General features: G+C 68.2%; 24 protein-coding genes. 17 read left to right on the top strand and 7 right to left on the bottom strand.

Features of this window, described 5'->3' with window-relative positions; all coding sequences use genetic code 11:
• The first annotated feature begins 161 nt into the window (after positions 1–161).
• The 13 genes from ACFVAE_RS08715 (at position 162) to ACFVAE_RS08655 (ending at position 8,592) form a co-directional block, all read left to right on the top strand.
• A complete protein-coding gene (locus tag ACFVAE_RS08715) occupies positions 162–500 on the top strand; it encodes a hypothetical protein (RefSeq protein WP_378890399.1) in 339 nt (112 codons plus the stop codon).
• An 11-nt stretch (positions 501–511) separates the two neighbouring features.
• Positions 512–1,690, top strand: coding sequence for a hypothetical protein (locus ACFVAE_RS08710; protein WP_378890396.1), 1,179 nt, complete (start codon positions 512–514; stop codon positions 1,688–1,690).
• Positions 1,691–1,719: 29 nt separating this feature from the next.
• Positions 1,720–2,337 carry a hypothetical protein gene (locus ACFVAE_RS08705; protein ID WP_378890394.1) on the top strand — a complete coding sequence of 206 codons (618 nt, stop codon included), beginning with the start codon at positions 1,720–1,722 and terminating at the stop codon, positions 2,335–2,337.
• Positions 2,337–2,960 carry a hypothetical protein gene (locus tag ACFVAE_RS08700; RefSeq protein ID WP_378890391.1) on the top strand — a complete coding sequence of 208 codons (624 nt, stop codon included), beginning with the start codon at positions 2,337–2,339 and terminating at the stop codon, positions 2,958–2,960. Before ACFVAE_RS08705 ends, ACFVAE_RS08700 begins: the two co-directional genes overlap by 1 nt.
• The gene (locus tag ACFVAE_RS08695; protein ID WP_378890388.1) at positions 2,957–4,003 is read left to right on the top strand and encodes a hypothetical protein; all 1,047 of its coding nucleotides are present in this window, start codon (positions 2,957–2,959) and stop codon (positions 4,001–4,003) included. The genes ACFVAE_RS08700 and ACFVAE_RS08695 overlap by 4 nt, the downstream gene beginning before the upstream one ends.
• Before the next feature lie 133 nt (positions 4,004–4,136).
• A complete protein-coding gene (locus tag ACFVAE_RS08690; protein WP_157310106.1) occupies positions 4,137–4,424 on the top strand; it encodes a WXG100 family type VII secretion target in 288 nt (95 codons plus the stop codon).
• 179 nt (positions 4,425–4,603) lie between these two features.
• Complete coding sequence (locus ACFVAE_RS08685; RefSeq protein WP_157310106.1) at positions 4,604–4,891, top strand: WXG100 family type VII secretion target; 288 nt, start codon at positions 4,604–4,606, stop codon at positions 4,889–4,891.
• A gap of 72 nt (positions 4,892–4,963) precedes the next feature.
• Complete coding sequence (locus ACFVAE_RS08680) at positions 4,964–5,125, top strand: hypothetical protein (RefSeq protein ID WP_378890385.1); 162 nt, start codon at positions 4,964–4,966, stop codon at positions 5,123–5,125.
• Positions 5,122–5,400 (top strand): hypothetical protein, encoded by a 279-nt coding sequence (locus ACFVAE_RS08675; protein ID WP_378890383.1) that lies wholly within the window; start codon positions 5,122–5,124, stop codon positions 5,398–5,400. Before ACFVAE_RS08680 ends, ACFVAE_RS08675 begins: the two co-directional genes overlap by 4 nt.
• A gap of 6 nt (positions 5,401–5,406) precedes the next feature.
• The gene (locus tag ACFVAE_RS08670) at positions 5,407–6,966 is read left to right on the top strand and encodes a hypothetical protein (protein WP_378890380.1); all 1,560 of its coding nucleotides are present in this window, start codon (positions 5,407–5,409) and stop codon (positions 6,964–6,966) included.
• Positions 6,967–7,094: 128 nt separating this feature from the next.
• Positions 7,095–7,463, top strand: a complete 369-nt coding sequence (locus tag ACFVAE_RS08665; protein WP_378890378.1) for a hypothetical protein — start codon at positions 7,095–7,097, stop codon at positions 7,461–7,463.
• Positions 7,464–7,480: 17 nt separating this feature from the next.
• Positions 7,481–7,945, top strand: coding sequence for a hypothetical protein (locus ACFVAE_RS08660; protein WP_378890375.1), 465 nt, complete (start codon positions 7,481–7,483; stop codon positions 7,943–7,945).
• Entirely contained in the window at positions 7,942–8,592 is a 651-nt protein-coding gene (locus ACFVAE_RS08655; RefSeq protein ID WP_378890372.1) for a hypothetical protein, read from the top strand. Before ACFVAE_RS08660 ends, ACFVAE_RS08655 begins: the two co-directional genes overlap by 4 nt.
• 9 nt (positions 8,593–8,601) lie before the next feature.
• Here the strand turns inward: ACFVAE_RS08655 and ACFVAE_RS08650 are convergent, their stop codons facing one another.
• The gene (locus ACFVAE_RS08650; protein WP_378890370.1) at positions 8,602–9,072 is read right to left on the bottom strand and encodes a recombinase family protein; all 471 of its coding nucleotides are present in this window, start codon (positions 9,070–9,072) and stop codon (positions 8,602–8,604) included.
• Positions 9,073–9,124: 52 nt separating this feature from the next.
• Positions 9,125–10,111, bottom strand: a complete 987-nt coding sequence (locus ACFVAE_RS08645; protein ID WP_378890368.1) for a malate dehydrogenase — start codon at positions 10,109–10,111, stop codon at positions 9,125–9,127.
• Between the two features lie 52 nt (positions 10,112–10,163).
• Here ACFVAE_RS08645 and ACFVAE_RS08640 point away from each other — a divergent pair, with 52 nt between their 5' ends.
• Complete coding sequence (locus ACFVAE_RS08640) at positions 10,164–11,042, top strand: neutral zinc metallopeptidase (protein ID WP_378890365.1); 879 nt, start codon at positions 10,164–10,166, stop codon at positions 11,040–11,042.
• Between the two features lie 49 nt (positions 11,043–11,091).
• On the top strand, positions 11,092–12,054 hold the full coding sequence (gene pip / locus ACFVAE_RS08635; RefSeq protein WP_378890362.1) for a prolyl aminopeptidase: 963 nt from the start codon (positions 11,092–11,094) through the stop codon (positions 12,052–12,054).
• Positions 12,055–12,139: 85 nt separating this feature from the next.
• Here pip and ACFVAE_RS08630 read toward each other — a convergent pair whose 3' ends face one another.
• From ACFVAE_RS08630 to ACFVAE_RS08615, 4 genes are all read right to left on the bottom strand, one after another.
• Entirely contained in the window at positions 12,140–13,897 is a 1,758-nt protein-coding gene (locus ACFVAE_RS08630) for an aldehyde dehydrogenase family protein (protein WP_378890359.1), read from the bottom strand.
• A gap of 184 nt (positions 13,898–14,081) precedes the next feature.
• Positions 14,082–14,345 carry a glutaredoxin family protein gene (locus tag ACFVAE_RS08625; RefSeq protein WP_236126540.1) on the bottom strand — a complete coding sequence of 88 codons (264 nt, stop codon included), beginning with the start codon at positions 14,343–14,345 and terminating at the stop codon, positions 14,082–14,084.
• Positions 14,346–14,397: 52 nt separating this feature from the next.
• A complete protein-coding gene (locus ACFVAE_RS08620) occupies positions 14,398–15,180 on the bottom strand; it encodes an amino acid ABC transporter ATP-binding protein (RefSeq protein ID WP_378890357.1) in 783 nt (260 codons plus the stop codon).
• 3 nt (positions 15,181–15,183) lie between these two features.
• Positions 15,184–17,466, bottom strand: coding sequence for an ABC transporter substrate-binding protein/permease (locus tag ACFVAE_RS08615; RefSeq protein WP_378890354.1), 2,283 nt, complete (start codon positions 17,464–17,466; stop codon positions 15,184–15,186).
• A gap of 86 nt (positions 17,467–17,552) precedes the next feature.
• Between ACFVAE_RS08615 and ACFVAE_RS08610 the strand changes: the two genes are divergently transcribed.
• Together ACFVAE_RS08610 and ACFVAE_RS08605 are read left to right on the top strand one after the other, a co-directional pair.
• The gene (locus ACFVAE_RS08610; protein WP_378890351.1) at positions 17,553–18,758 is read left to right on the top strand and encodes a glycosyltransferase; all 1,206 of its coding nucleotides are present in this window, start codon (positions 17,553–17,555) and stop codon (positions 18,756–18,758) included.
• A 16-nt stretch (positions 18,759–18,774) separates the two neighbouring features.
• On the top strand, positions 18,775–19,935 hold the full coding sequence (locus tag ACFVAE_RS08605) for a low temperature requirement protein A (RefSeq protein ID WP_378890348.1): 1,161 nt from the start codon (positions 18,775–18,777) through the stop codon (positions 19,933–19,935).
• Between the two features lie 91 nt (positions 19,936–20,026).
• Here the strand turns inward: ACFVAE_RS08605 and ACFVAE_RS08600 are convergent, their stop codons facing one another.
• Positions 20,027–20,632: a TetR/AcrR family transcriptional regulator gene (locus ACFVAE_RS08600; protein ID WP_378890346.1), complete on the bottom strand. Its 606-nt coding sequence runs from the start codon at positions 20,630–20,632 to the stop codon at positions 20,027–20,029.
• Positions 20,633–20,644 lie beyond the last annotated feature (12 nt).

Below are 20,644 nucleotides of genomic sequence, written 5' to 3'. Positions count from 1 at the left end.
TCCAGGATCTGGATCAGCAGCTCGCGGGCAACTGAGCCGCAGTTTCTTTGTGTTGAGGGGTCGACCGGTTTCCGGTCGGCCCCTCTTCCGTGTCGGCGGGATGGGTAGTTGTCCCCATCGACCGGATGATGCGGCGTCTTGTACCGTGGTGCAGTCGGGCCATGGAGTCCCGACGTGGATCGGAGGACAGCGTGGGTGACGGGGTCAAGCTCAAGTACGACGACCTGGACGAGTTGCAGACCGAGCTGAAGAACATCGTCGAGGAGTTCGAGGCTGCGGGCAGCCGGCGTCGGGACCTGTCCGGGGCAGTCGGACGGCCCTATGGCGAGGACGACCTGCAGGACGCCGCAGACGACTTCGAGGAGCGCTGGGACGACAAGCGCAAGACGCTGATGGACAACTGCAAGAAGGTGGCCGAGCACCTCGAGGGCGTGATCAAGGGGTTCAAGGACTTCGACGTCGAAGCCGCGAAGAAGTCCGAGAACAACGGGGGTAAGTGAACATGTACCGGATGATGCCCAGGACCTCGCCCGACGGCCACTACATCGAGGTCGTCACCGGAGAACCGGACGACATCAAGACGCGCGGCCAGCAGATCAGCGACCTCGCCGATGACATGCACCACTCCAGCGCGCTGCTGGAGCGCCTCGTCGACAACGGCGCCGAGATGCAGGGCCAGGCCATCGACAAGCTCGCCGAGCTGTCGAAGGACGTGTACGGCGATCTCAAGAAGGGCGCTGATCTGTACAGCGCCGTGGCGCCCTACATCAAGACCTACGGCCAGGAGCTCGAGGATTCCCAGACCGCGATGACGACGATCATCGGCGATCTGTACGACCTCTGGGATGAGTACAGCCGCAAGGCCGACGCGGCGGAGAGCGCCGCCAGCGAGCGCCCCGACTACCCCACCGGCGACGACGCCGACAATGAGACGCTCCGCAAGGACGCCGAGGATGCCAGGGATGAGGCGGCCGGTGCCGCGAACACCCTGGCGGTCCAGGCCAAGTCCGCGTGGGACGAGCGCGCCAAGGACTTCGACGACGAGTGGGACTCCTGGCACACCGCCTTCACCAAGGCCGCGAGCGGCATCCGCGATGACATGGCCGGCAAGATCGAGGACTCCTGGAGCGACGACTTCGGGGGATTCCTGCAGTTCATGTCGGATGTGCTCGCCGTCGCGGGCATCATCCTCGCGGTCCTCGCGATCGTCATCGGCGGTCCGATCATCGCCATCCTCGCGGGGATCGTCGCCGTGCTCACGCTCGCGGTCGCGCTGACTCGTGCGATCAGGGGGGAGGGCAGCTGGATCGATGTCGCTTTCGGCGTCATCGGCGTGATTCCGTTCATCGGACCCGCGGCCAAGGGCATCGGGACGTTCATCAGCCGTGGCGGCCAGGGCATGTCGTTCATGAGCCGGATCGCGCCGGCAGCCGGCTGGGGATCCTGGGCGGGTTCGACTCAGCGACTCACGGGCTTCGCCGACTTCTCCGCTCGGATGTTCGGCGGTCACTCGCTCTCGGAGTTCACGCACCTCACCAACGGCGCGGCGACCGGACTGGAGACACTCGAGATGGTCGGCAAGGTCTGGTCGCAGCAGTTCGCGATCGCCGGCGCGATCAAGGACACCGCAGGCGGCGCATGGCCCGGAGCCTTCGACCCGGATCAGAATCCTTTCCAGATCGGACGGTGAGCGCGCGAAAGGCGTGAGAGGCTGAGAGGATGAGCGATCTTCGTGCCGAGCTCCTCGGGCGCCGTGGCGCCGTGATTCCCCCGTACCGGATGCTTCTGCCTCCGGGATGGGAGGCGTACGACCTGAGCGACCAGGCCGAGAAGGAACTGATCGCGCGGGCGACTGCGCGCCTGAAGTCGGCGCAGGCCACGGAGGCTTTCACTCTCAACCTGACTCGCGGAGTCCGCGACGCGCTGGCATCGGTGCGCGCTCAGAACGGCTTCCTCTACGCGTTCGCGGGAGAGGCCTCGCCCACCTGGGCGCTGGGCCCCGCGAGCATGATCGGCATCAAGCGCACTTCGACGCCGGAAGCGCCGCTGACCTCGATCGTCCAGAGGATGATCACCGACCATGGCGGTGTGGCCGTCGGCGAGGGGCAGAAGATCGTCCGCTGGACGGATCGTCGCCCGGTGTCCCTCGACGGTGTCGACGCGGTCTCCTTCATGATCAACTACCTGATCCCGGTGCCCGGCTCCAAGCTCACCGAGGCCGTGCAGTGGACCGTGACCGTTCCGCACGACGTCGACATCCCCGAGGACGATGAGCTGATCGAACTCTGGGTCGCACTGTTCGATTCCCACGTGGCGACGTTCACCTGGCAGGCATGATGAGCGACATCTCCTTCGACTATCCGCGCGGCAGCGCGATCCCGATCGCGCACGACGACGGCACGCAGCAGACGGCCGCGGAATGGGCCGCTCAGACGGCCGCCGAATACGCCTCGGCGGTCACTGTGCCCGAGCAGTTGCGCGCACGTCTCGAGCACGCACTGACGACGCTCGCCGCGGAGTCGACGACGGGCACCAACCGGTTCCTGCTGGTGGGGACGGACGCTCTCGCTCTCGCTCCGTTCACGATCGTCGTCGCGCAGAACGAGTTCACCAGGGACGAGCAGGCGGAGTTCCTGTGGTCGCCGAGCGCGATCCTCCCGCCGGGTCAGGCGCGGATCGAGACCGACCACCTCGGCGCGGGAATCTCGTCGACTCTTGCGCAGCGCGAGGATGGTGCAGACTTCGCCACCACTCGCTGGCTGTTCTTCGGTCAGGGGCTCACGGTCGGCGCGGTGCTCGGTCCCGTGCCCCCGTACATGCTCGCGGTCGTCCTGCCGACCGCCGAGGAGATCCTGAAGCGCATGCAGGTGTCCGGATTCACGCCACTGCCTGGTGGCGAGGAGCGGGTCGACGAGCTGGTGGCGGCAGTGATCAGGGGTGGGGACGAGTGGCAGGCGTGACTCCGCTCCATTTCGACACCGCTGCGCTCCAGGAACCTTTCGACGCCGAGAAGGCGCACGCCGAGGCCGATGCGTGGGTGCGGAAGATCGCGGGCGAGAGCGGCCGCGCCGCGACGCGCACGCAGATCGTGTTCCGCTTCATCGTCCTGGTGGTGGGCGCGGGAGTGCTCGCGGGGCTCTTCGTCGTCATGGCGCAGTTGATCTTCGGCGGGGTGGGCGCGAACATCTTCACCTGGGTGATCGCCGCCATCATGGTGGTGCCGATCGCAGTCGGGTTCATCAGGGCGCAGATCCGTTCGCGACGTGATGAGGAGGAGCGCTGGTTCCGGCTCAGCCGGTTCGCGAACGCCAATGCCCTCGAGTACACGCCGTACCAGGAGGACCCGCCCCTGCCTCCGTCCGTGTTCCAGCGCGGCGGGTCGCGCGCCATCCGTGATGGCCTCGCCTCTCGCGCCGAGGGCGTGCAGATCGCCAACTACGGCTATGAGCGCACAGCGGCGCGCACGCGGATGCAGCACACCGCCTGTTTCCTCGCCTTCGACGCTCCGGCGACACTGCCGCCGATGACGATGGTCACCCGTCTGGGCGACGTGTGGGGGCAGCCGTCGGTGCCGCCCGCAGATCAGCGCGAGATCGAGGGCGTCCTCGGGGATCGCTTCCACCTCTACGGCGCTCCCGGCGACGAGGAGCGGATCAGGCAGGCGCTCACCGCCGACGTCAGTGACGCGCTCTGGCAGGTGGCCTCCCACTGCGATCTCGAGGTCGTCGGCGGGCGGATCTACGTCATCGCACGCCGCGAACTGACGCTCACCTCGTTGGCTTTCTGGCGGTGGGCCGAGGATCTCGCCGTCGTGGTGCGTTCGGTGCTCCTGGGGTCCGCAGCGGTCGATGAGGCCACGCGGACGGGGTGGCAGCAGCGGAGTGAGGAGCGGAACGCCATGTTCGCCGCCCCGCCGTCCGGGAAGACGTTCCTGATCGGATGCCTGCTCCCCGCGGTGTTCGGCGTGGCCGCCGCCGCGCTCACGGCGCAGTTCAGTTTCTGACCTGACGGGCCCTGGTCGGGTGGGGTGGGATGGGTAGTTGTACCCATCGACTGTTTCTTGTGGGTTCTCGTAGGGTGGTTGTTGTCGGGCCGGGTTGGTCCGGTCCATTCAGTTTTTACCGGAGGTGTTTTCGATGGCCGATTTCGGTGCGTCTTATGCGGAGATGGAGCAGGTGGCGTCGTCGCTGTCGCAGGCTCGTGATGACATTCAGGGTCAGCTGGACACTCTGAAGGGGCAGGTGGACAACCTGCTGGGTGAGGACTTCAAGACGCAGCACGCGTCGGGCAAGTTCGGTGAGGGTTACGGTGAGCTGACCACGGGTCTGAAGCAGGCTGTGGATGGTATCAACGACATGTCTGAGTCGCTGCTGGGCATGATGCGTGCGATCCAGGATCTGGATCAGCAGCTCGCGGGCAACTGAGCCGCAGTTTCTTTGTGTTGAGGGGTCGACCGGTTTCCGGTCGGCCCCTCTTCCGTGTCGTGGAGCTGAGCCTGCCGGATGGGTAGTTGTACCCATCGACTGTTTCTTGTGGGTTCTCGTAGGGTGGTTGTTGTCGGGCCGGCTGGTCCGGTCCAATCGATTTACCGGAGGTGTTGACGATGGCCGATTTCGGTGCGTCTTATGCGGAGATGGAGCAGGTGGCGTCGTCGCTGTCGCAGGCTCGTGATGACATTCAGGGTCAGCTGGACACTCTGAAGGGGCAGGTGGACAACCTGCTGGGTGAGGACTTCAAGACGCAGCACGCGTCGGGCAAGTTCGGTGAGGGTTACGGTGAGCTGACCACGGGTCTGAAGCAGGCTGTGGATGGTATCAACGACATGTCTGAGTCGCTGCTGGGCATGATGCGTGCGATCCAGGATCTGGATCAGCAGCTCGCCGGCAACTGAGCCGAGAGCGTTTCCGCACGGGCGGCCGGTGCCGATGGCGCCGGCCGTTCGTGGCATTCGAGGGGGAATGGCATGTCAGACGACAGTGTGAGGGAAGCGCTTGACGGGCTGCGCGTGCGCGTGCCCGAGACGGCGGAGGATGCCGCGGCGCTCCGCGCCGAGGTGCAGGCGGCGGATGCCGCGCTCGGCGAGCTGCTGCGGCGCACGGCGACGAAGGACGGGGGAGCGGCATGACGGACGTCAGGATGGATCTCGACCGGCTGGAGTCGACCGCGCACACCGCCAAGGGACTGGCGACGACCTTCGATGACGCCGAGGACTTCGCCGACGACATCGGCGGTCTGACCGGCCACGGCGGGCTCGCGAACAAGATCGAGGACTTCGGGGGCAAGTGGGACATCGCCCGCGAGGAGCTGCGCGACAACCTGCGATCGCAGGCCGACTTCATGCAGGCGATCGTCGACACATTCCGCGATCTCGACGACAAGATGGCCCAGGACGGGAAGTAGGAGTACATGAGCGTCCTTCCCGGCCAGCCGGCCGAGCTGACCTCCCGCGCAGCGGGTCTCGTCGCATCCGCCGAGGTCATCCTCAGCGTCATCCAGGACCTGCGCGGCATCGTGCAGGACGACGAGGGCAAGGCCGTCCAGGCCCTCTACGAGCAGAACGAGCAGATCTCCTCGGATCTCGAGCGGATCCATCCGCGCTACAAGGGCACCGCCGACGCGATCACCGAGTACGCGGTCGCCCTCACGGCCGCCCACGAGGATGCGCATCGCGCGCAGGACGACCTCGACGACGCGCTGGTCGCGCAGAGCCGCGCCGACCGCGCGCTCGAGGATCTCAACGATCGGGTGAACGCCGCGGACGATCCCGCGCCGTCCCTCACCGACCAGGTCCCCGGCGCCCAGCGCGCCGCCGACAACGCACTCGCCGACGTCGGCTCGGCCCGTGCGCGGATCGACGCCGCGCGCGAGGCCATGGATGCCGCAGCCGAGGCGGCGATCCGCAAGATCGACGCGGCGATCGACTCGACCAATGAGGGCTTCTGGGACAAGGTCGGCGACTTCTTCTCCGACATCGGAGACTTCCTCGCCGGAATCGCCGACTGGATCGACGACTTCCTGCAGGACGTCGTCAACCTGCTCAAGAAGATCGCCGACACCATCGTCGCGATCCTCGGGGCGCTGGTCGTGCTGCTCCTCATCGTCGCGATCGGGGCGCTGTTCGGCACGATCGGTCTCATCATCGGTGCCGTGATCGCCGCCGTGCTCGCCGGCTTCCTGATCTGGAGCGTGCTGTCGGACGTGCTGAAGGACACCCCGAAGGTGAGCGAGACTGATCCGTACGCGAACCCGGAGGACAAGCCGAACGATCCGACCCTGGCCACCGTGCTCAACGGCACCGGCGAGGTGGACGGGCTGGGCGGAGAGACCGACACGGTCGTCAAGATCACCAAGGTGCTCGGCCCGGACGGCTGGTACTACACCGTCACTCTGCCGAGCACGCAGGAGTGGCTGTCGCGCTTCGGCGACCAGGGGGCCGTGAACGACCTGGACAGCAACCTCGCGCTCATGCTGACCCCTGCGCTGCAGACGCAGTACGAGCGTGCGGTGCTGGAGGCGATGGATCAGGCGGGCATCTCCCCGGACGACCCGGTCATGCTCGTCGGTTTCAGCCAGGGCGGCATCATGGCCGGACACCTCGCGGCGTACAACTCGGACTACAACTGGCAGGCCGTGGTCGCCTCCGGCGCGCCGATCGATCACATGCCCATCCCGGACGACATCGACGTGGTGTCGGTGCAGCACAACGGCGACCCGGTGCCTCGTCTGGATGCGATCGCCGGTGACTTCGACAGTGTCGAGCACGGATCGAACTGGACGTCGATCCGGGTCGATCCGCCCGAGCCGAACCCCGTGCTCGGGGTGGACGCCGGAGCACACAACGCGGACGACTACTCGACGACCTATCAGAACCACATGGCCGAGGTGCAGGCGAACCATCCCGACCTGGCGAACTTCTTCAACGAAGATGGGTACGTGGACACGTCGTACTACCACTGGACCGAATGATGTCGAAGAGAGCGGGTGCTGCCGGGCGCGGGTTGTTCGCCGTCGTGCTGGCAGGATCACTCATGGGCGGCGCGTTGACCGGATGCGGCGTCCCCCAGCAGACCCCAGACCATTCAGAGGAGGCGACCGTGGACTTCGGAGACGTGTCGAGCGCGGTGACGGAAGCTGTGCCGAGGGTCGTGGCGGTCCGTGACCCCGCGCGGTCCAAGAACGGATTCGGGTACCGGTTCAGCCTCGGGCTGGTGACCGACTCCGCAGAGCCGTTCACCCCCGAAGAGCTGGACGCGGTCGTGGAGGCGATCTGGAAGTCGCTGCCGTGGGAGCCGAACACGATCAAGCTCACCGCGGGAGCAGACACGGCCGACGGGCATGAGATCGTCGACCTCCGGGCGGCAGCCGAGGAGCTCGGCCCGCTCCGTGCCAACGATGCCGGCCAGGCCGGCGTCAGCCTGACCGGAATGAAGTCCCGCTACGGCGCGTGGACGGCGCCGAAGTGACCGCCAGCGGATCGCCCGTGAGGCGCCGCCTCCTCGCCGTCGCACTGATGGGTGCACTGCTGAGCAGCGGACTCGTGGGGTGCGGCGTCCTGTCGGAGACCATCAAGGCGGAGAAAGGGCCGGCGGACTACGGCGATGTGGCGGCTGCCGTGACAGAGGCGGTGCCGCGCGTCGTGGAGGTGGATGACCTGGGACGGTCGCGCAACGGGGTCGGGTACCGGCTCAGCGTCGGCTTCGTCACCGACTCCGCTGAGCCGTTCACGAGTGACGAGCTGGATGCGGTCGTCGAGACGATCTGGCAGACGCTCCCGTGGGAGCCGAACACGATCGAGCTGATCGGCGGGACAGCTGACGGTGAGGGGGTCGACCTGCGGGCCGCGGCCGAACAGCTCAGCCCGCTGAGCTCCACCGAGGCGGGCCAGGCCGGTGTCAGCCTGACGGGCATGACCGACCGCTACGGTGACTGGAGGGCCCCCGAATGAGTCGCCCCGAACTGCGCTTCCGCCTGCCAGGGCGCTGGTTCTCCGTCGATCTCTCCAGCGAGGATGCCACCGCTGCATCCATTGGCCGGATCGCGAAGGATGCCGTCGGTGTCGCGGACGATCGCGCCGCCGAGCGTGCACGGGTGCGTCGCGGGCTGGAAGACGCCGCCGCGGCCGGCGCACAGGGCGACGTGCGGGCGATCATGTTCGCGACCGAGATCGCCGTGGGCACGCCGCTGCCGGTGACGCTGCTCGTCTTCGAGCCGGCCGACCTGCGGATGAGCCCCGCGATCGGCACCGCGCCGCAGACGGTGCTGAAGGTGATGGCCGAGGGGCTGAAGCGGATCGACCCGGTCGCGCACGCCTCGATGGTCGAGGTGCGCGGGCCATCAGGTCCGGCGCTGCGCACGCACCGGGTCGAACCCGTCCAGGACGGCAGCGAGGCCGACGGGACCCTGCGGCTGATCGCCGACTACTGGATCGCCGTGCCCGGCACCAAGCAGATGGTGATGGCACGTTTCTCCACGCCGCTGGGCGAGCTGGAGAACATGATGTGCGCGCTGTTCGACGAGTTCGTCGCGGCGTCGTACTTCAGTGCCGAGCATCCGCCGTCGCTGCGCGACGAGCTGCTCGCCACCGGGGGCTGACCGCGGTTCTCAGCGTCCCGCGTCGGCGAGGTGCCGGGCGTGGTGGTTCAGCACCTTCACCATGATGCCGCGGCGGCGCAGCTCGGCGACGGTGCGGGTCTCCTCGTCGATGTCGCGGCCCAGCGCGTGGATCGTCGCGACGACCAGCACGTCGCCGGGGACCAGGGTGTCGATCAGGCGGGCGAGGCGGTCGCCCCAGCTCTCCAGGATCTCGGGGGCCGGATGCCGGAACCCCTCGATCGGCACGCCGAAGCGGGTGAGATCGTCGCGCTGCTCGACCACGGACGGCATGCCGTCGCGGCTCACGACCAGGCCGACCAGCTTCGCCCCGTCAGGGCGAGCCGACCACCAGTTGTCGTTCTGCTGCAGCTCGGTGAAGCACTTCGGGCACTGAGCGGCCGCGTGAGGCAGATTCAGCGGGCTGGTCAGCGCGTCCTCGATCGCCGCCGGTCGCCCGGGGCTGCTCGTCACGTCGTCCATCGCCGTACCTCCTTCCCCTATTCTGCCTGACTCGCGAGGGAAGGTCCGCCCCTCAGAGCAGTCCGAGCGCGCGCACGGCCTCGCGCTCGTCTAGGAGTTCTGCGACCGAGGCGTCGATGCGCGTCCGCGACCGCTCGTCGATGTCCAGCCCCTCGATGACCTGCCAGCTGCCGCCGGTGGAGCGCACCGGGAACGAGGACACGAGACCCTCGGGTACGCCGTACTCGCCGCGGGACACGATGGCGGCGCTGGTCCACTCGGCGCCCTGCACCCAGTCGCGCACGTGATCGATGGTCGCGCTCGCCGCGGATGCCACCGAGGACGACCCGCGGACCTCGATGATCTCGGCGCCGCGCTTCGCGACTCTGGGGATGAACGTGTCGTCGAGCCAGGAGTCCACGTCGCCGACGCGCCCGGCCAGGGCATCCGTCACGCGGCGACCTGCGACGGTCGCATGCGAGATGTCGGGGTACTGGGTCGCGGAATGGTTGCCCCAGATCGTCACCCCGCGGATGTCGGAGACGGGCACGTCGAGCGCCGCCGCGAGCTGTGCTCGCGCGCGGTTCTCGTCGAGCCGCGTGAGGGCGCTGAACTGCTCTGCGGGCACGCCGTCGGCCGCGGCCGCGGCGATCAGGGCGTTCGTGTTGGCGGGGTTGCCCACCACGCTCACGCGCACATCGGATGCCGCGTGCGCGGCGATCGCGCGACCCTGCGGCGCGAAGATCCCGCCGTTCGCCGCGAGCAGGTCGCCACGCTCCATCCCTGGTCCGCGCGGACGGGCGCCGACCAGCAGTGCGAGGTTGGCGCCGTCGAAGCCGACCGACGCGTCATCGGTGACTTCGACGTCGTCGAGCAGCCCGAATGCGGCGTCCTGCAGTTCGAGGGCGGCGCCCTCCGCCGCTCTCAGGCCCTGCGGGATCTCCAGCAGTCGCAGCCGGACGTGCTCGTCCGGCCCGAGCAGATCGCCCGCTGCGATGCGGAAGAGCAGTGCATAGCCGATCTGTCCGCCGGCTCCGGTGAGGGTGATGGTGGTCGCCATGGATCGAGCCTATGACGTATGCGTGGCGCGTGGCGCGGGGTACGTTTTCAGCATGACGTTCAATCCTGATGCCGACATCTCCGGCAACAAGACGCGTCGGCGAGGGCGGACGACGGCGATAGCCGGCGGCGGCGCTGTCGGCATCGTCGCGATCATCGCCCTGCTCGCGGGGCCGCTGTTCGGCATCGACCTGTCCGGCCTGGTCGGCGGCCTGTCCGGAGGGGAGCAGCAGCCCTCGGCATCCGACGGCGGCACGCTGACCGAGTGCAAGACCGGAGAAGATGCGAACACCAACGACGACTGCCGCATGGCGGGCGCCGAGGTCGTGCTGAACGACTACTGGGCGCAGCACGTCAAGGGCTACGTCGCGCCGACGCTGACCGTCGTCGACGGGCAGACGGCCACTCAGTGCGGCACGGCGTCGAACGCGGTGGGGCCGTTCTACTGCCCGCCCGAGCAGGGCGTCTACCTCGATCCCACCTTCTTCCAGCTGATGAGGCAGCAGTTCGGGGCATCCGCCGGCGAGCTTGCGCAGCTGTACATCGTCGGGCACGAGTGGGGGCACCACATCCAGAACATCACCGGGACGATGGACAAGTACCCGAACAACGGCACCGGGCCCGCGAGCAACGGGGTGCGCACCGAGCTGCAGGCGGACTGCTACGCCGGCGCCTGGCTCGGCGACATCACCGATCAGCGCGACAAGAACGGCAACCCGTACCTCGAGAAGCCGACCGAGGCGCAGATCAAGGATGCCCTGAACGCGGCGTTCACCGTCGGTGACGACCACATCCAGGAGCAGTCCGGCTTCGTCAACCCCGAGAGCTTCACGCACGGCACCAGCGAGCAGCGCCAGGCCTGGTTCGCCGACGGGTACAAGAACGGCCTCGACGTCTGCGACACCTTCTCAGTGCCGGGGGACAAGCTGTAGCCGGGCTAGGTTGAAGAGGACGCAGTCCGAACGACCGGGGGGTTGAAGGATGGATCTGGACGCACTGTATCCGCCGATCGAACCGTACGGGACCGGCGAGCTCATCGTGGGCGACGGCAATCGCATCTACTGGGAGCAGAGCGGCAATCCCGACGGCAAGCCGGTGGTGTTCCTGCACGGCGGGCCGGGCAGCGGCACGTCACCGTGGCAGCGCCGGTTCTTCGATCCCGAGGTCTACCGGATCGTGCTCTTCGACCAGCGCGGATGCGGCCGAAGCACTCCGCACGTCAGCGATCCAGCCGCCGACCTCCGGTTCAACACCACCTGGCACCTGGTCGCCGACATGGAGCTGCTGCGGCGCAACCTCGGCATCAGCGCGTGGCAGGTGTTCGGCGGCTCCTGGGGCAGCGCGCTCGCGCTGGCCTACGCGCAGACGCACCCGGATGCGGTGACCGAGTTGGTGCTGCGGGGCATCTTCACCCTGCGCAGGCACGAGCTGGAGTGGTTCTACGAGGGCGGGGCCTCGGCGATCTTCCCCGATCTGTGGGAGGACTATCTCGCGCAGATCCCGGTGCTCGAGCGCAACCGGCTGATTCAGGCGTACCACCGCCGGCTCAGCGACCCCGACCCGGCGGTGCACGTGCCCGCGGCGATCGCGTGGACGCGCTGGGAGGCGTCGACGGTCACGCTGCGACCGGATGCCGCGCAGATCGCGTCGACCACGGAGGCGGAGCATGCGACGGCGTTCGCGCGCATCGAGAACCACTACTTCCTGCACGGCGGATGGATGCGGGAGGGGCAGCTCATCGAGGACGTCGACGTCATCCGGCACATCCCCGCCGTCATCGTGCAGGGCCGGCACGACGTGTGCACGCCGATGATGACGGCCTGGGATCTGCACAGGGCCTGGCCCGAGGCGGAGTTCGTCGTGGTGGACGACGCCGGCCACTCGGCGTCCGAACCGGGCAACGCCGCGGCGCTGCGCGCCGCGACCGACGGCTTCCGGCCCTGACAGACGTTGACCCCCACCCGAGGAGCTCAGCTTCGCATCCTGAGCGAGGAGCGCAGCGACGAGACGAAGGACGTCGCCCCTGATCTCAGGCGCGCAGCGCTGCCAGCAGCGTCTTCACGAGCGTGCCGATGCCGCCCTCGGCGCGGAAGCGGGTCAGGCCCTCGCTCACCGTCGCAGCCGTGCGGGCCGAGACGAACCACGGCGGCTTCGGCAGGATCGTGACGCGACCGCCGCCGTTCGCGACGGGCACTGAACGCGGGAAGGGCCGGAACGGTCCCCGGACCACCGAGCGCTCCACGCCGTCGAGCAGCAGTGCGTTGTGCACGACGCCGAGCCCGCTGCCGACGTCCTCGATGGTGTTACCGGGGAACGCGCCCCAGGTCATCGTCGGCGTGATGAATCCGAACGCCGTCCAGGTGTTCACGGCGATCGAGCCGTAGTGCAGGTCGGCGATCGCGCGTCCGAACCCGCTGCCGAGCTTCTTCTCGGTGGCCGGGTCGATGATCACATTGGCGCCGAGCGTGCCCTGCAGCTTGTCGTTGGCGTGCGCGACCGCTCCGTCGAGGAATTCCTGACCCAGGCCGGGCAGCTCCTCCACACCCAGCACCGGGGCGAAGTACTCCGTGTTCTCCAGTGCCGTCGGATCGTCGTCGGCACCGATCTCGACCAGCAGCCGGTCGGCCAGCTGCAGTGCGTCGGGATAGTCCCCGGCGGCCTGCGACATCCGGGCATCCGAGTTCGGGTACCAGATCGGGCGATCCGGAGCCGCGGCGTACGCGCGGCGCAGCGCGGCGCGGAACTGCTCCTTCTGCGGCCAGTCCGCCGACATCAGCACGACCTGACCGGCGATGCAGTTGTGTCCGCAGTTCTGCAGTCGCATGGTGGCGACGTGCTCGGCCTGGAAGGTGAGGTCGGCGTCGGACCATTCGCCGGGCACGACGATGATCGGCGAGACGCCGCCGAGCTCGGCGGTGATCGGCTTCTTCAGCTGCGGGCGGTTCTCACGGCGGCGCCGCTTCGCATTCGGGCCGGTGCCCCACACGATCGCGTCAAACGTGGCCGCGGATCCGGTGATGTGCACGTGCACCAGGTCGTCGTGACCGGTGAGATAGGCGCCGGCCGCAGGGCCGCCGCGCACGATGCGCAGCAGACCCGGCTCGATGAGCGGCGCGAACGCCCGCTCGTACACCGGCACGAGGGCGTCCTGCGTGGGGTTGACCTTCAGCAGCGCGACACGGTTGTGCGCGAGCAGCTCGTAGAGCACGTCCAGCACGGGGATCGAGGTGATGTTGCCTGCGCCGAGCACCAGGCCGACGCCGCCGTTCTCGCCGGGGGAGAGCTGGCCGAGGCCGGCCTCGCGACGAGCGGCGTTGGGCGTGATCCCGGGCTCGAGCCAGACCTGCCCGGTGAAGCCCTGCAGCAGGAACTTGTCCATGCCGGTCAGCGGGAACGCATCGACCGCGACTCGGCCGCCCGGCGCGCGGCCGAGACGGATGCCGTCCAGAGCTCCGCGCCCTTCGGCGATCTTCGTGAGTGTGTCGATGTAGGCGTCCAGCGCGCCGAGCACGCTGTACGGGCCACTCAGCCACTCCTCGCCGCGCAGCGGATGGGCGGCGTTCAGGCCTTTGGACTCGGCGGCGATGAGCGCCCAGTCCTCGACGTTCGCGGCGGTGGCGGTGCGCACCGCGCGCAGCAGCGTCACGCGCTGCGCGACGGTGAGGGCGGCCCAGGTGCGGGATCCCGCCTGAAGGTCGCGGATCGCGGCGTCGAGTCGCTCGCGCTCGGCGTCGTCGAGGACGGATGCCGCGGTGGCTGTGCTCTTCGCGGGGGCGGGGGAAGTCATCATCGTCTCCTTCGGGGCCTTCGTCTCAGCCTACGCCGCAGTCCCGCTTGTTGTGAGACCGAGTTTCAGGATTGCGGTCGCCGAGCGTCCTTCGTCTCGTCGCTGCGCTCCTCGCTCAGGATCCGAGTAGCCGAGCCCCGCATCCTGAGCGAGCGAAGCGAGACGAAGGGCGACCACGAGTCGCTCAGATCAGCGAGAGCTCGCGCAGCTTCGACTCGACGTCGGCGTTCGAGGGCTCGACGTGGTGCGAGGCATCCGGGTAGAGGACCACGGGGATGTTGGTGCGGCCGGAGATCTCCTTGGCGACATCCGCGGCTGCCGGGTCGGCGACCAGATCGACGTAGGTGTACTCGACACCCAGCTCGTCGAGCTGCTTCTTGGTGCGGATGCAGTCGCGGCACCAGTCGGCGCCGAACATGGTGATGCTGTCGGATGCGGGAGTCGTCATGCTTCCAGCGTACGGCCGCTCGGCTGGGTGGGCGCCGTGCCCGCCCAGCCGCTCAGAGCACCTTGGACAGGAAGTCCCGGGTGCGGGCCTCCTTCGGGTCGTCGAACAGCTCGGCCGGCGCTGAGCTCTCCACCACCTTGCCGTCCGCCATGAAGACCACGCGGTCGGCGACCTCGCGCGCGAAGCCCATCTCGTGCGTGACCAGCACCATGGTCATGCCCGAGGCGGCCAGGTCGCGGATCACCTGCAGCACCTCGCCGACCATCTCGGGGTCCAGCGCGCTGGTGGCTTCGTCGAACAGCATGATCTCGGGGCTCATCGCCAGCGCCCTGGCGATCGCCACGCGCTGCTTCTGGCCGCCCGAGAGCGATGCGGGCCGGGCATCCGCCTTGTCGGCGAGGCCCACCCGGGTGAGCAGCTCGAGGGCGCGCTCGCGGGCCTTCGCCTTGCTGAGCTTGCGCAGCTCGGTCGGGGCGAGCATCACGTTCTCGAGCGCCGTCATGTGCGGGAACAGGTTGAAGTGCTGGAACACCATGCCGACGCGCTGCCGCACGGCGTCCAGCTCCTTGCCCTTCGCCGTGGCGATGTTCTCGCCGACGATGAGCACCTCGCCGCTGGTGACCTCCTCGAGGCGGTTCAGGCAGCGCAGCAGGGTGGACTTGCCCGACCCGGACGGGCCGATCACGGCGATGACCTCGCCGTTGGCCACGGTCAGGTCGATGCCGAGGAGCACCTCGTTCTTGCCGAACGACTTGTGCAGGTCGCGCACCTCGATCGGATTGCCGGTCGTGGAGACAGGACGCGTGTATGCGGGTTCGCTGTTCGTCATGGTCATCCCCTACTTGTTGAACTTGCGGTCGAACCAGTTGGACAGCACCGTGAGCAGCCAGATCACGATGAAGTACATCGCTCCGACGACGATCCAGATCTCGAAGGAGCGGAAGGTCGACGCGATCACGATGCGGCCCTGGTAGGTCAGCTCGGCGAAGCCGAGCACCGACAGCAGCGAGGTGTCCTTCAGGGTGATGATGAACTGGTTGATGAGGTTCGGCGTCATGATCTTGAACGCCTGCGGCATCACCACGCGCCGCATCGACGCGCCCCAGCCCAGGCCGAGCGAGCGCGCGGCCTCCATCTGGCCCGGATCCACCGACTGCACGCCGCCGCGGACGATCTCGGTGATGTAGGCGCCCGCGTTCAGCGAGAGCGTGATCACGCCGGCCGTGAGCGCGTCCAGCGGCTGCCCGGTGACGGCCGGGACTCCGAAGTAGAAGAAGAACGCCTGCACCAGCACCGGGGTGCCGCGGAAGATGTTCACGTATGCGCTGGCGAGGAACCGCACGAAGGCGTTCCCGGAGAGCTTCATGATGCCGAACAGGATGCCGAGCACCATCGCGAACACGATCGACAGCGCCGTCGCGAGCAGCGTCAGCAGCAGACCCTGCATGAGCGGCGGGAAGGACGCCTGCAGCAGCGTCCAGAACGAGTTGTCCGAGGCATCCGCGTCGTCGATCGCGAGGTAGCGATCGATGATCTGCTGATAGGCGCCGGACTCCTTGGCGTTCTTCAGCCCCTCGTTGAACATCGCGAGCAGCTGGGCGTTCTCGCCCTTCTTCACGGCGAAGCCGTAGTCGGCACCGGGCTCGGGATCGGTCACGATCTTCAGCGGCACGTTGCCGGAGGCGATGCCGAACTGCAGCACCGGGGCATCCTCGAAGGTCGCCGCCGAGTTGCCCGTCGCGACGTCGTTGTACATGTCGGCGGAGTCCTGGAAGGCGTTGACCTTGAAGCCGATCTTGGCGCCGAGCTCCTTGGCGAAGTCGTAGCCCACGGTGCCGGTCTTTACCGCGACCCGCTCGCCCTTGAGATCCTCGTACGAGCTGATGTCGCTGTCCTTCGCGACCGCCATCTGCACGCCGGAGGAGTAGTACGGATCGGAGAAGTCGAAGACCTGCTTGCGCTCGTCGGTGATGCTCATGCCGGCGATCACGCCGTCGGCCTGCCCCGCAGTGAGAGCCGCGAGCGCGGCGTCGAAGCCGAGTGTCTTGACCTCGACCTCGAAGCCCTGGTTCGCCGCGATCGCGCGGAGCAGGTCCATGTCGATGCCGACGTTCTTCCCGTCCAGCTGATAGATGAAGGGGGCGAAGGTGGTGTCGGTCGCGATGGTGAACGTGCCGTGCGTGACCGGGGTGTCGGTGGCGAAGCCCGGGTTCTTCGGCAGCTCGCCTGGCTTGCCCGGGTCGAGCTTCGCGTTGCCGAGGGCGGCCTTGCCGCCGCCGATGGTCTTCGCGTCCGGGGCATCCTCACCGAGGTAGTCGTCGAGGATCTTCTGGTAGGTGCCGTCGGCGATGACGTTCTTCAGGCCGGCGTTGAAGGCGAGGCGCAGCGCCCTGTTGTCGCCCTTCTTCACGGCCATGCCGTAGCTGGACGCCTTCTCCTGATCGGTGACGGTCTTCAGCGCCACGTTGCCGGTCGCGATGCCGTAGGCGAGGATCGGGTAGTCGTCGAAGGTGGCGACGGAGTTGCCGGATGTCACGTCGCTGTACGCGTCGGCCGCATCCTGGAAGCCGGTGACGGTGAAGCCGATCTCCTTACCGAGCTTCTCGGCGAAGGCGTAGCCCTCGGTGCCGGTCTTGGCCGAGACCGTCTTGCCCTTCAGGTCGTCGTACCCCTTGATGGTGTCGTCATCCGCGGCGACGGCCATCTGGATGCCGGAGTCGAAGTACGGGTTGGAGAAGTCGAAGGTCTTCTCTCGCTCGTCGGTGATCGACATGCCCGCCATCACGGCGTCGGCCTGCCCGGCGGTGACGGCGGCGAGAGCGCCGTCGAAGCCGAGCACGTCGACCTTGACCGTGAAGCCCTGGTCCTCGGCGACCGCCTTGATGAGGTCGATGTCGATGCCGCGGAGCTCGCCGTCGCGCTGGAACTCGAACGGCGCCCAGGTGGTGTCGGTGGCGATCGTGAAGGTCTTGCCCTTCACCGAGGCCGAGTCGTCGGCGGCTTTGGCGGCGCCGACCGCGCCGCCGACCGTGAACACCAGCATGAACAGGGCCATCAGGCCCGCGGCGGCGGCGAGACGGTTCTCCCTCCACCAGTGTGCGGATTGTCTGAGAAGCGTCATCTCGTCCTCGTTCGTCTTCGTGTACAGCGTGCGTTCCTTGGCCCGTGCCACCTTACACAGGCGGTCGTGACACCATGGAGTGCCGTATGCCCGCGCGACAGGAGGGGACGCTGTTGGCTGAAGCCGTCACGGTGATCGTGCCGACGTTCAACGAGCGCGACAACGTCGCTGAGCTCGTCGAACGCGCGACGCGCGCCCTCGAGGGGCGGACCGCCGAGATCCTCTTCGTCGACGACAGCTCCGACGACACCATGGCCGAGATCGAGCGGGTCGCGGCATCGGCGAGGATCCCGGTGCGCGGCATCCATCGCGAGCAGAACACCGGGGGCCTGGGCGGCGCGGTCGTGCTGGGCCTGCAGCAGGCCGCGCATGACATCTGCATCGTGATGGACGGCGATCTGCAGCATCCGCCCGAGCTGCTGCCCGAGCTGGTCGCCAGGCACGAGAGGGGTGACGCCGACGTCGTCGCCGCCTCGCGGTACGTGGGCGGCGGCGATTCCGACGGGCTGGGCACAGCCGTGCGCTTCGGTGTCTCGCGCGGCGCGACCTGGCTGACCAAGGCGATGTTCCCGCGCCGGCTGTGGCGCAGCACCGACCCGATGACCGGATACTTCCTCGTCGACCGCCACCGCATCGACGTCGACGAGCTGCGCCCGCAGGGCTTCAAGATCCTGCTCGAGATCCTGGTGCGCTCCGACGTGCGCATCGCGGAGGTGCCGATGTCGTTCGGTGAGCGGCGGCACGGAACGTCGAAGGCGTCGCTGCGGCAGGGGGCGACGTTCATCGCGCACCTGGCGCGGCTGCGGTTCGGCAAGATGAGCCTGTTCGCGATGATCGGCCTGCTCGGCGCCGTGGCGAACATCGGCATCATGTGGGTACTCACCCGGGCCGGGATGCCCTACATCTGGGCGGCGATCATCGGCGCCGAGGCCACGATCATCGGCAACTTCCTGCTGCAGGAGCGCTTCGTCTTCGCCGACCTGCGCGCCGACGCGCGCGGGGTGTGGGTGCGGTTCGCGGCATCCTTCGCGTTCAACAACGTCGAGGCGGCGGTGCGCATCCCGGTGATGGCCCTGATGGTCGAGAGCTGGCACATCTCCAGCGTGCTGGCGACGGCCGTCTCGCTCGTGGTCGCGTTCTTCGCGCGCTTCCTGTTCCACGCACTCGTCGTCTACGCGCCTCGCGGCGCGAGGAAGGCGGATGCCGCGGCATCCGAGCCCTCCACCGACACCGCCGGTCAGCGGATCATCCGCGCGATCGACGCCGAGGCGATGCGGCCGGGCGAGCTGTAGCCGCTACTCTGTCGCCGTGAGCGACACCACGACGACCCGGTTCCGGCTGAGCAGGATGCTGCCGCGCGACCCCGATCAGCCGCATCGCGCGGCCAGCTCGCTCGAGCTGTTCTTCGACCTGGTGTTCGTCGTCGCGGTGAGCATCGCCTCGGCCGATCTGCACCACCAGTTGGCCGAAGGGCATCTCGCGAACGGCATCCTCACCTACGTGCTGGTGTTCTTCGGCATCTGGTGGGCGTGGATGAACTTCACCTGGTTCGCCACCTCGTTCGACAACGACGACTGGTTGTACCGGGTGATGACGATCGTGCAGATGAGCGGCGTGCTCGTGCTGGCGGCGGGCATCGGGCCGGCTTACGAGTCCGGCGATTACGTGGTGCTGGTGCTGGGCTACGTGATCATGCGCGTGGCGATGATCTCGCAGTGGCTGCGCGCAGCGCGCGCGAATCCCGACTACCGGCGCACCGCTCTGTTCTACGCGGTGGGGATCGGCATCGCCCAGGTGCTCTGGCTGCTGTTCCTGCTGCTGCCGTCGGCATGGCAGATGCCGGTGTTCTTCGTGCTCGCCGGCGCCGAGCTCGCCGTGCCGGTGATCGCGGAGTCGCAGAACAAGACCCCGTGGCATCCGCACCACATCACCGAGCGCTATTCGCTGTTCACCCTGATCGTGCTCGGTGAGACGATCCTCGCGTCGGCGAACGCCGTCATCGGCGCGCTCGACAAGGTCGAGTCGACGTGGTCCCTGATCTCGATCGCCGCTCTGACGCTGATCTCGGCGGCGTCGATGTGGTGGATCTACTTCTGGCCGCCCCATCACCGGGCGATCACCACGCTGCGCGGCTCGATCCGCTACGGCTACGTGCACTACTTCGTGCTGGCCGCGGCCGCGGCGTTCTCGGTGGGGATCGAGCTGCAGATCGACATGCTCACCAAGCCCGGAGAGGCGGAACCGCTGGTCGCGGCGTTCGCCGTGGCGATCCCGATCGCGGTGTTCCTGCTGGCGATCTGGTGGATCGCGATCCGCGCGAATGCGGACCGGCTGGTGAACATCGTGGTGCCGGGAGGAGCGGTGCTGGTGCTCGTCGATGCCGTGCTGCCGCTGCCCGTGGCGCTGACCACGGTGATCCTCGTCGCCGTGGTCGTGGTGCTGGTGATCCGGCAGCCGGTGCGGCGCTGACGTCCCGCATATACCGTTCGCGAGAACCACCGTGCAGCGTGAGAAATGCCGTGCCGGGCGGTTTCTCGTGCCGGGAGGCGTTTCTCGGGGCTCAGGCCGAGCCGAGCACCCCTCCGACGGCGGCGTGCAGCATCGAGCCGCGGGCCTGGGAGTCGCCCCAGCGCACCAGGCTCTGCGCGTTCAGCCCGTCGACCATGCCCAGGATCTGCCAGGCTGCGGCAGTCGGATCGGGGGTGCGGAACTCGCCGGAGTCGACACCGCGCATGATCACGTCGCGGATCAGGTCGCGCCAGGCATCCATCTCGGTGCGGACGGCCTGCGCGAGCGGCTCGTTGCGCAGGCCGTGCGCCCACGCCTCGACCCACACCAGGGTGACGTCGTCGCGGGTGCCGTCGATCATCGTGTCGAGCAGCGCGTCCATGCTGGCCGCGGCGGTGTCGGGAACGGCGACGAGGGCTGCCACCTCGCGGCGCTCGTCGGCGACGATGCGCTGGAACACGTCGGCGACGAGCCGGTCCATGCCGTCGGAGTAGTGCGCGACGAGCGCAGGAGTGACTCCGGCGCGAGTGGCGACGCCGCGCAGCGTGACGGCGCTGATGCCGGCTTCCAGGGCGAGGGCGCGCGCGGCGTCCGAGATCTCGGCGGCGCGCTCCTGCGGTGCCTTGCGTCGGGCGCGGGGGCGTTCGGCGGTTGACATGATGCGGTCAGC

The sequence above is a fragment of the Microbacterium sp. NPDC057659 genome (assembly GCF_042799915.1).
In the GTDB taxonomy this organism is placed as follows: domain Bacteria; phylum Actinomycetota; class Actinomycetes; order Actinomycetales; family Microbacteriaceae; genus Microbacterium.
Note: the sequence above shows the minus strand (reverse complement) of the source record. Positions and strands in the feature narration are given on the sequence as shown.

Bases quoted from the DNA above. Each gene is read 5' to 3' on its own strand.
- ACFVAE_RS08685 (WP_157310106.1), top strand. From the start codon at position 4,604: ATGGCCGATTTCGGTGCGTCTTATGCGGAGATGGAGCAGGTGGCGTCG.
- ACFVAE_RS08620 (WP_378890357.1), bottom strand. From the start codon at position 15,180: ATGACCATGACGAACAGCGAACCCGCATACACGCGTCCTGTCTCCACG.
- ACFVAE_RS08650 (WP_378890370.1), bottom strand. From the start codon at position 9,072: ATGGACGACGTGACGAGCAGCCCCGGGCGACCGGCGGCGATCGAGGAC.
- ACFVAE_RS08715 (WP_378890399.1), top strand. From the start codon at position 162: ATGGAGTCCCGACGTGGATCGGAGGACAGCGTGGGTGACGGGGTCAAG.
- ACFVAE_RS08710 (WP_378890396.1), top strand. From the start codon at position 512: ATGATGCCCAGGACCTCGCCCGACGGCCACTACATCGAGGTCGTCACC.
- ACFVAE_RS08690 (WP_157310106.1), top strand. From the start codon at position 4,137: ATGGCCGATTTCGGTGCGTCTTATGCGGAGATGGAGCAGGTGGCGTCG.
- ACFVAE_RS08610 (WP_378890351.1), top strand. From the start codon at position 17,553: ATGCCCGCGCGACAGGAGGGGACGCTGTTGGCTGAAGCCGTCACGGTG.
- ACFVAE_RS08615 (WP_378890354.1), bottom strand. From the start codon at position 17,466: ATGACGCTTCTCAGACAATCCGCACACTGGTGGAGGGAGAACCGTCTC.
- ACFVAE_RS08640 (WP_378890365.1), top strand. From the start codon at position 10,164: ATGACGTTCAATCCTGATGCCGACATCTCCGGCAACAAGACGCGTCGG.
- ACFVAE_RS08700 (WP_378890391.1), top strand. From the start codon at position 2,337: ATGAGCGACATCTCCTTCGACTATCCGCGCGGCAGCGCGATCCCGATC.
- ACFVAE_RS08600 (WP_378890346.1), bottom strand. From the start codon at position 20,632: ATGTCAACCGCCGAACGCCCCCGCGCCCGACGCAAGGCACCGCAGGAG.
- ACFVAE_RS08625 (WP_236126540.1), bottom strand. From the start codon at position 14,345: ATGACGACTCCCGCATCCGACAGCATCACCATGTTCGGCGCCGACTGG.
- pip (WP_378890362.1), top strand. From the start codon at position 11,092: ATGGATCTGGACGCACTGTATCCGCCGATCGAACCGTACGGGACCGGC.
- ACFVAE_RS08670 (WP_378890380.1), top strand. From the start codon at position 5,407: ATGAGCGTCCTTCCCGGCCAGCCGGCCGAGCTGACCTCCCGCGCAGCG.
- ACFVAE_RS08630 (WP_378890359.1), bottom strand. From the start codon at position 13,897: ATGACTTCCCCCGCCCCCGCGAAGAGCACAGCCACCGCGGCATCCGTC.
- ACFVAE_RS08705 (WP_378890394.1), top strand. From the start codon at position 1,720: ATGAGCGATCTTCGTGCCGAGCTCCTCGGGCGCCGTGGCGCCGTGATT.
- ACFVAE_RS08675 (WP_378890383.1), top strand. From the start codon at position 5,122: ATGACGGACGTCAGGATGGATCTCGACCGGCTGGAGTCGACCGCGCAC.
- ACFVAE_RS08645 (WP_378890368.1), bottom strand. From the start codon at position 10,111: ATGGCGACCACCATCACCCTCACCGGAGCCGGCGGACAGATCGGCTAT.
- ACFVAE_RS08655 (WP_378890372.1), top strand. From the start codon at position 7,942: ATGAGTCGCCCCGAACTGCGCTTCCGCCTGCCAGGGCGCTGGTTCTCC.
- ACFVAE_RS08680 (WP_378890385.1), top strand. From the start codon at position 4,964: ATGTCAGACGACAGTGTGAGGGAAGCGCTTGACGGGCTGCGCGTGCGC.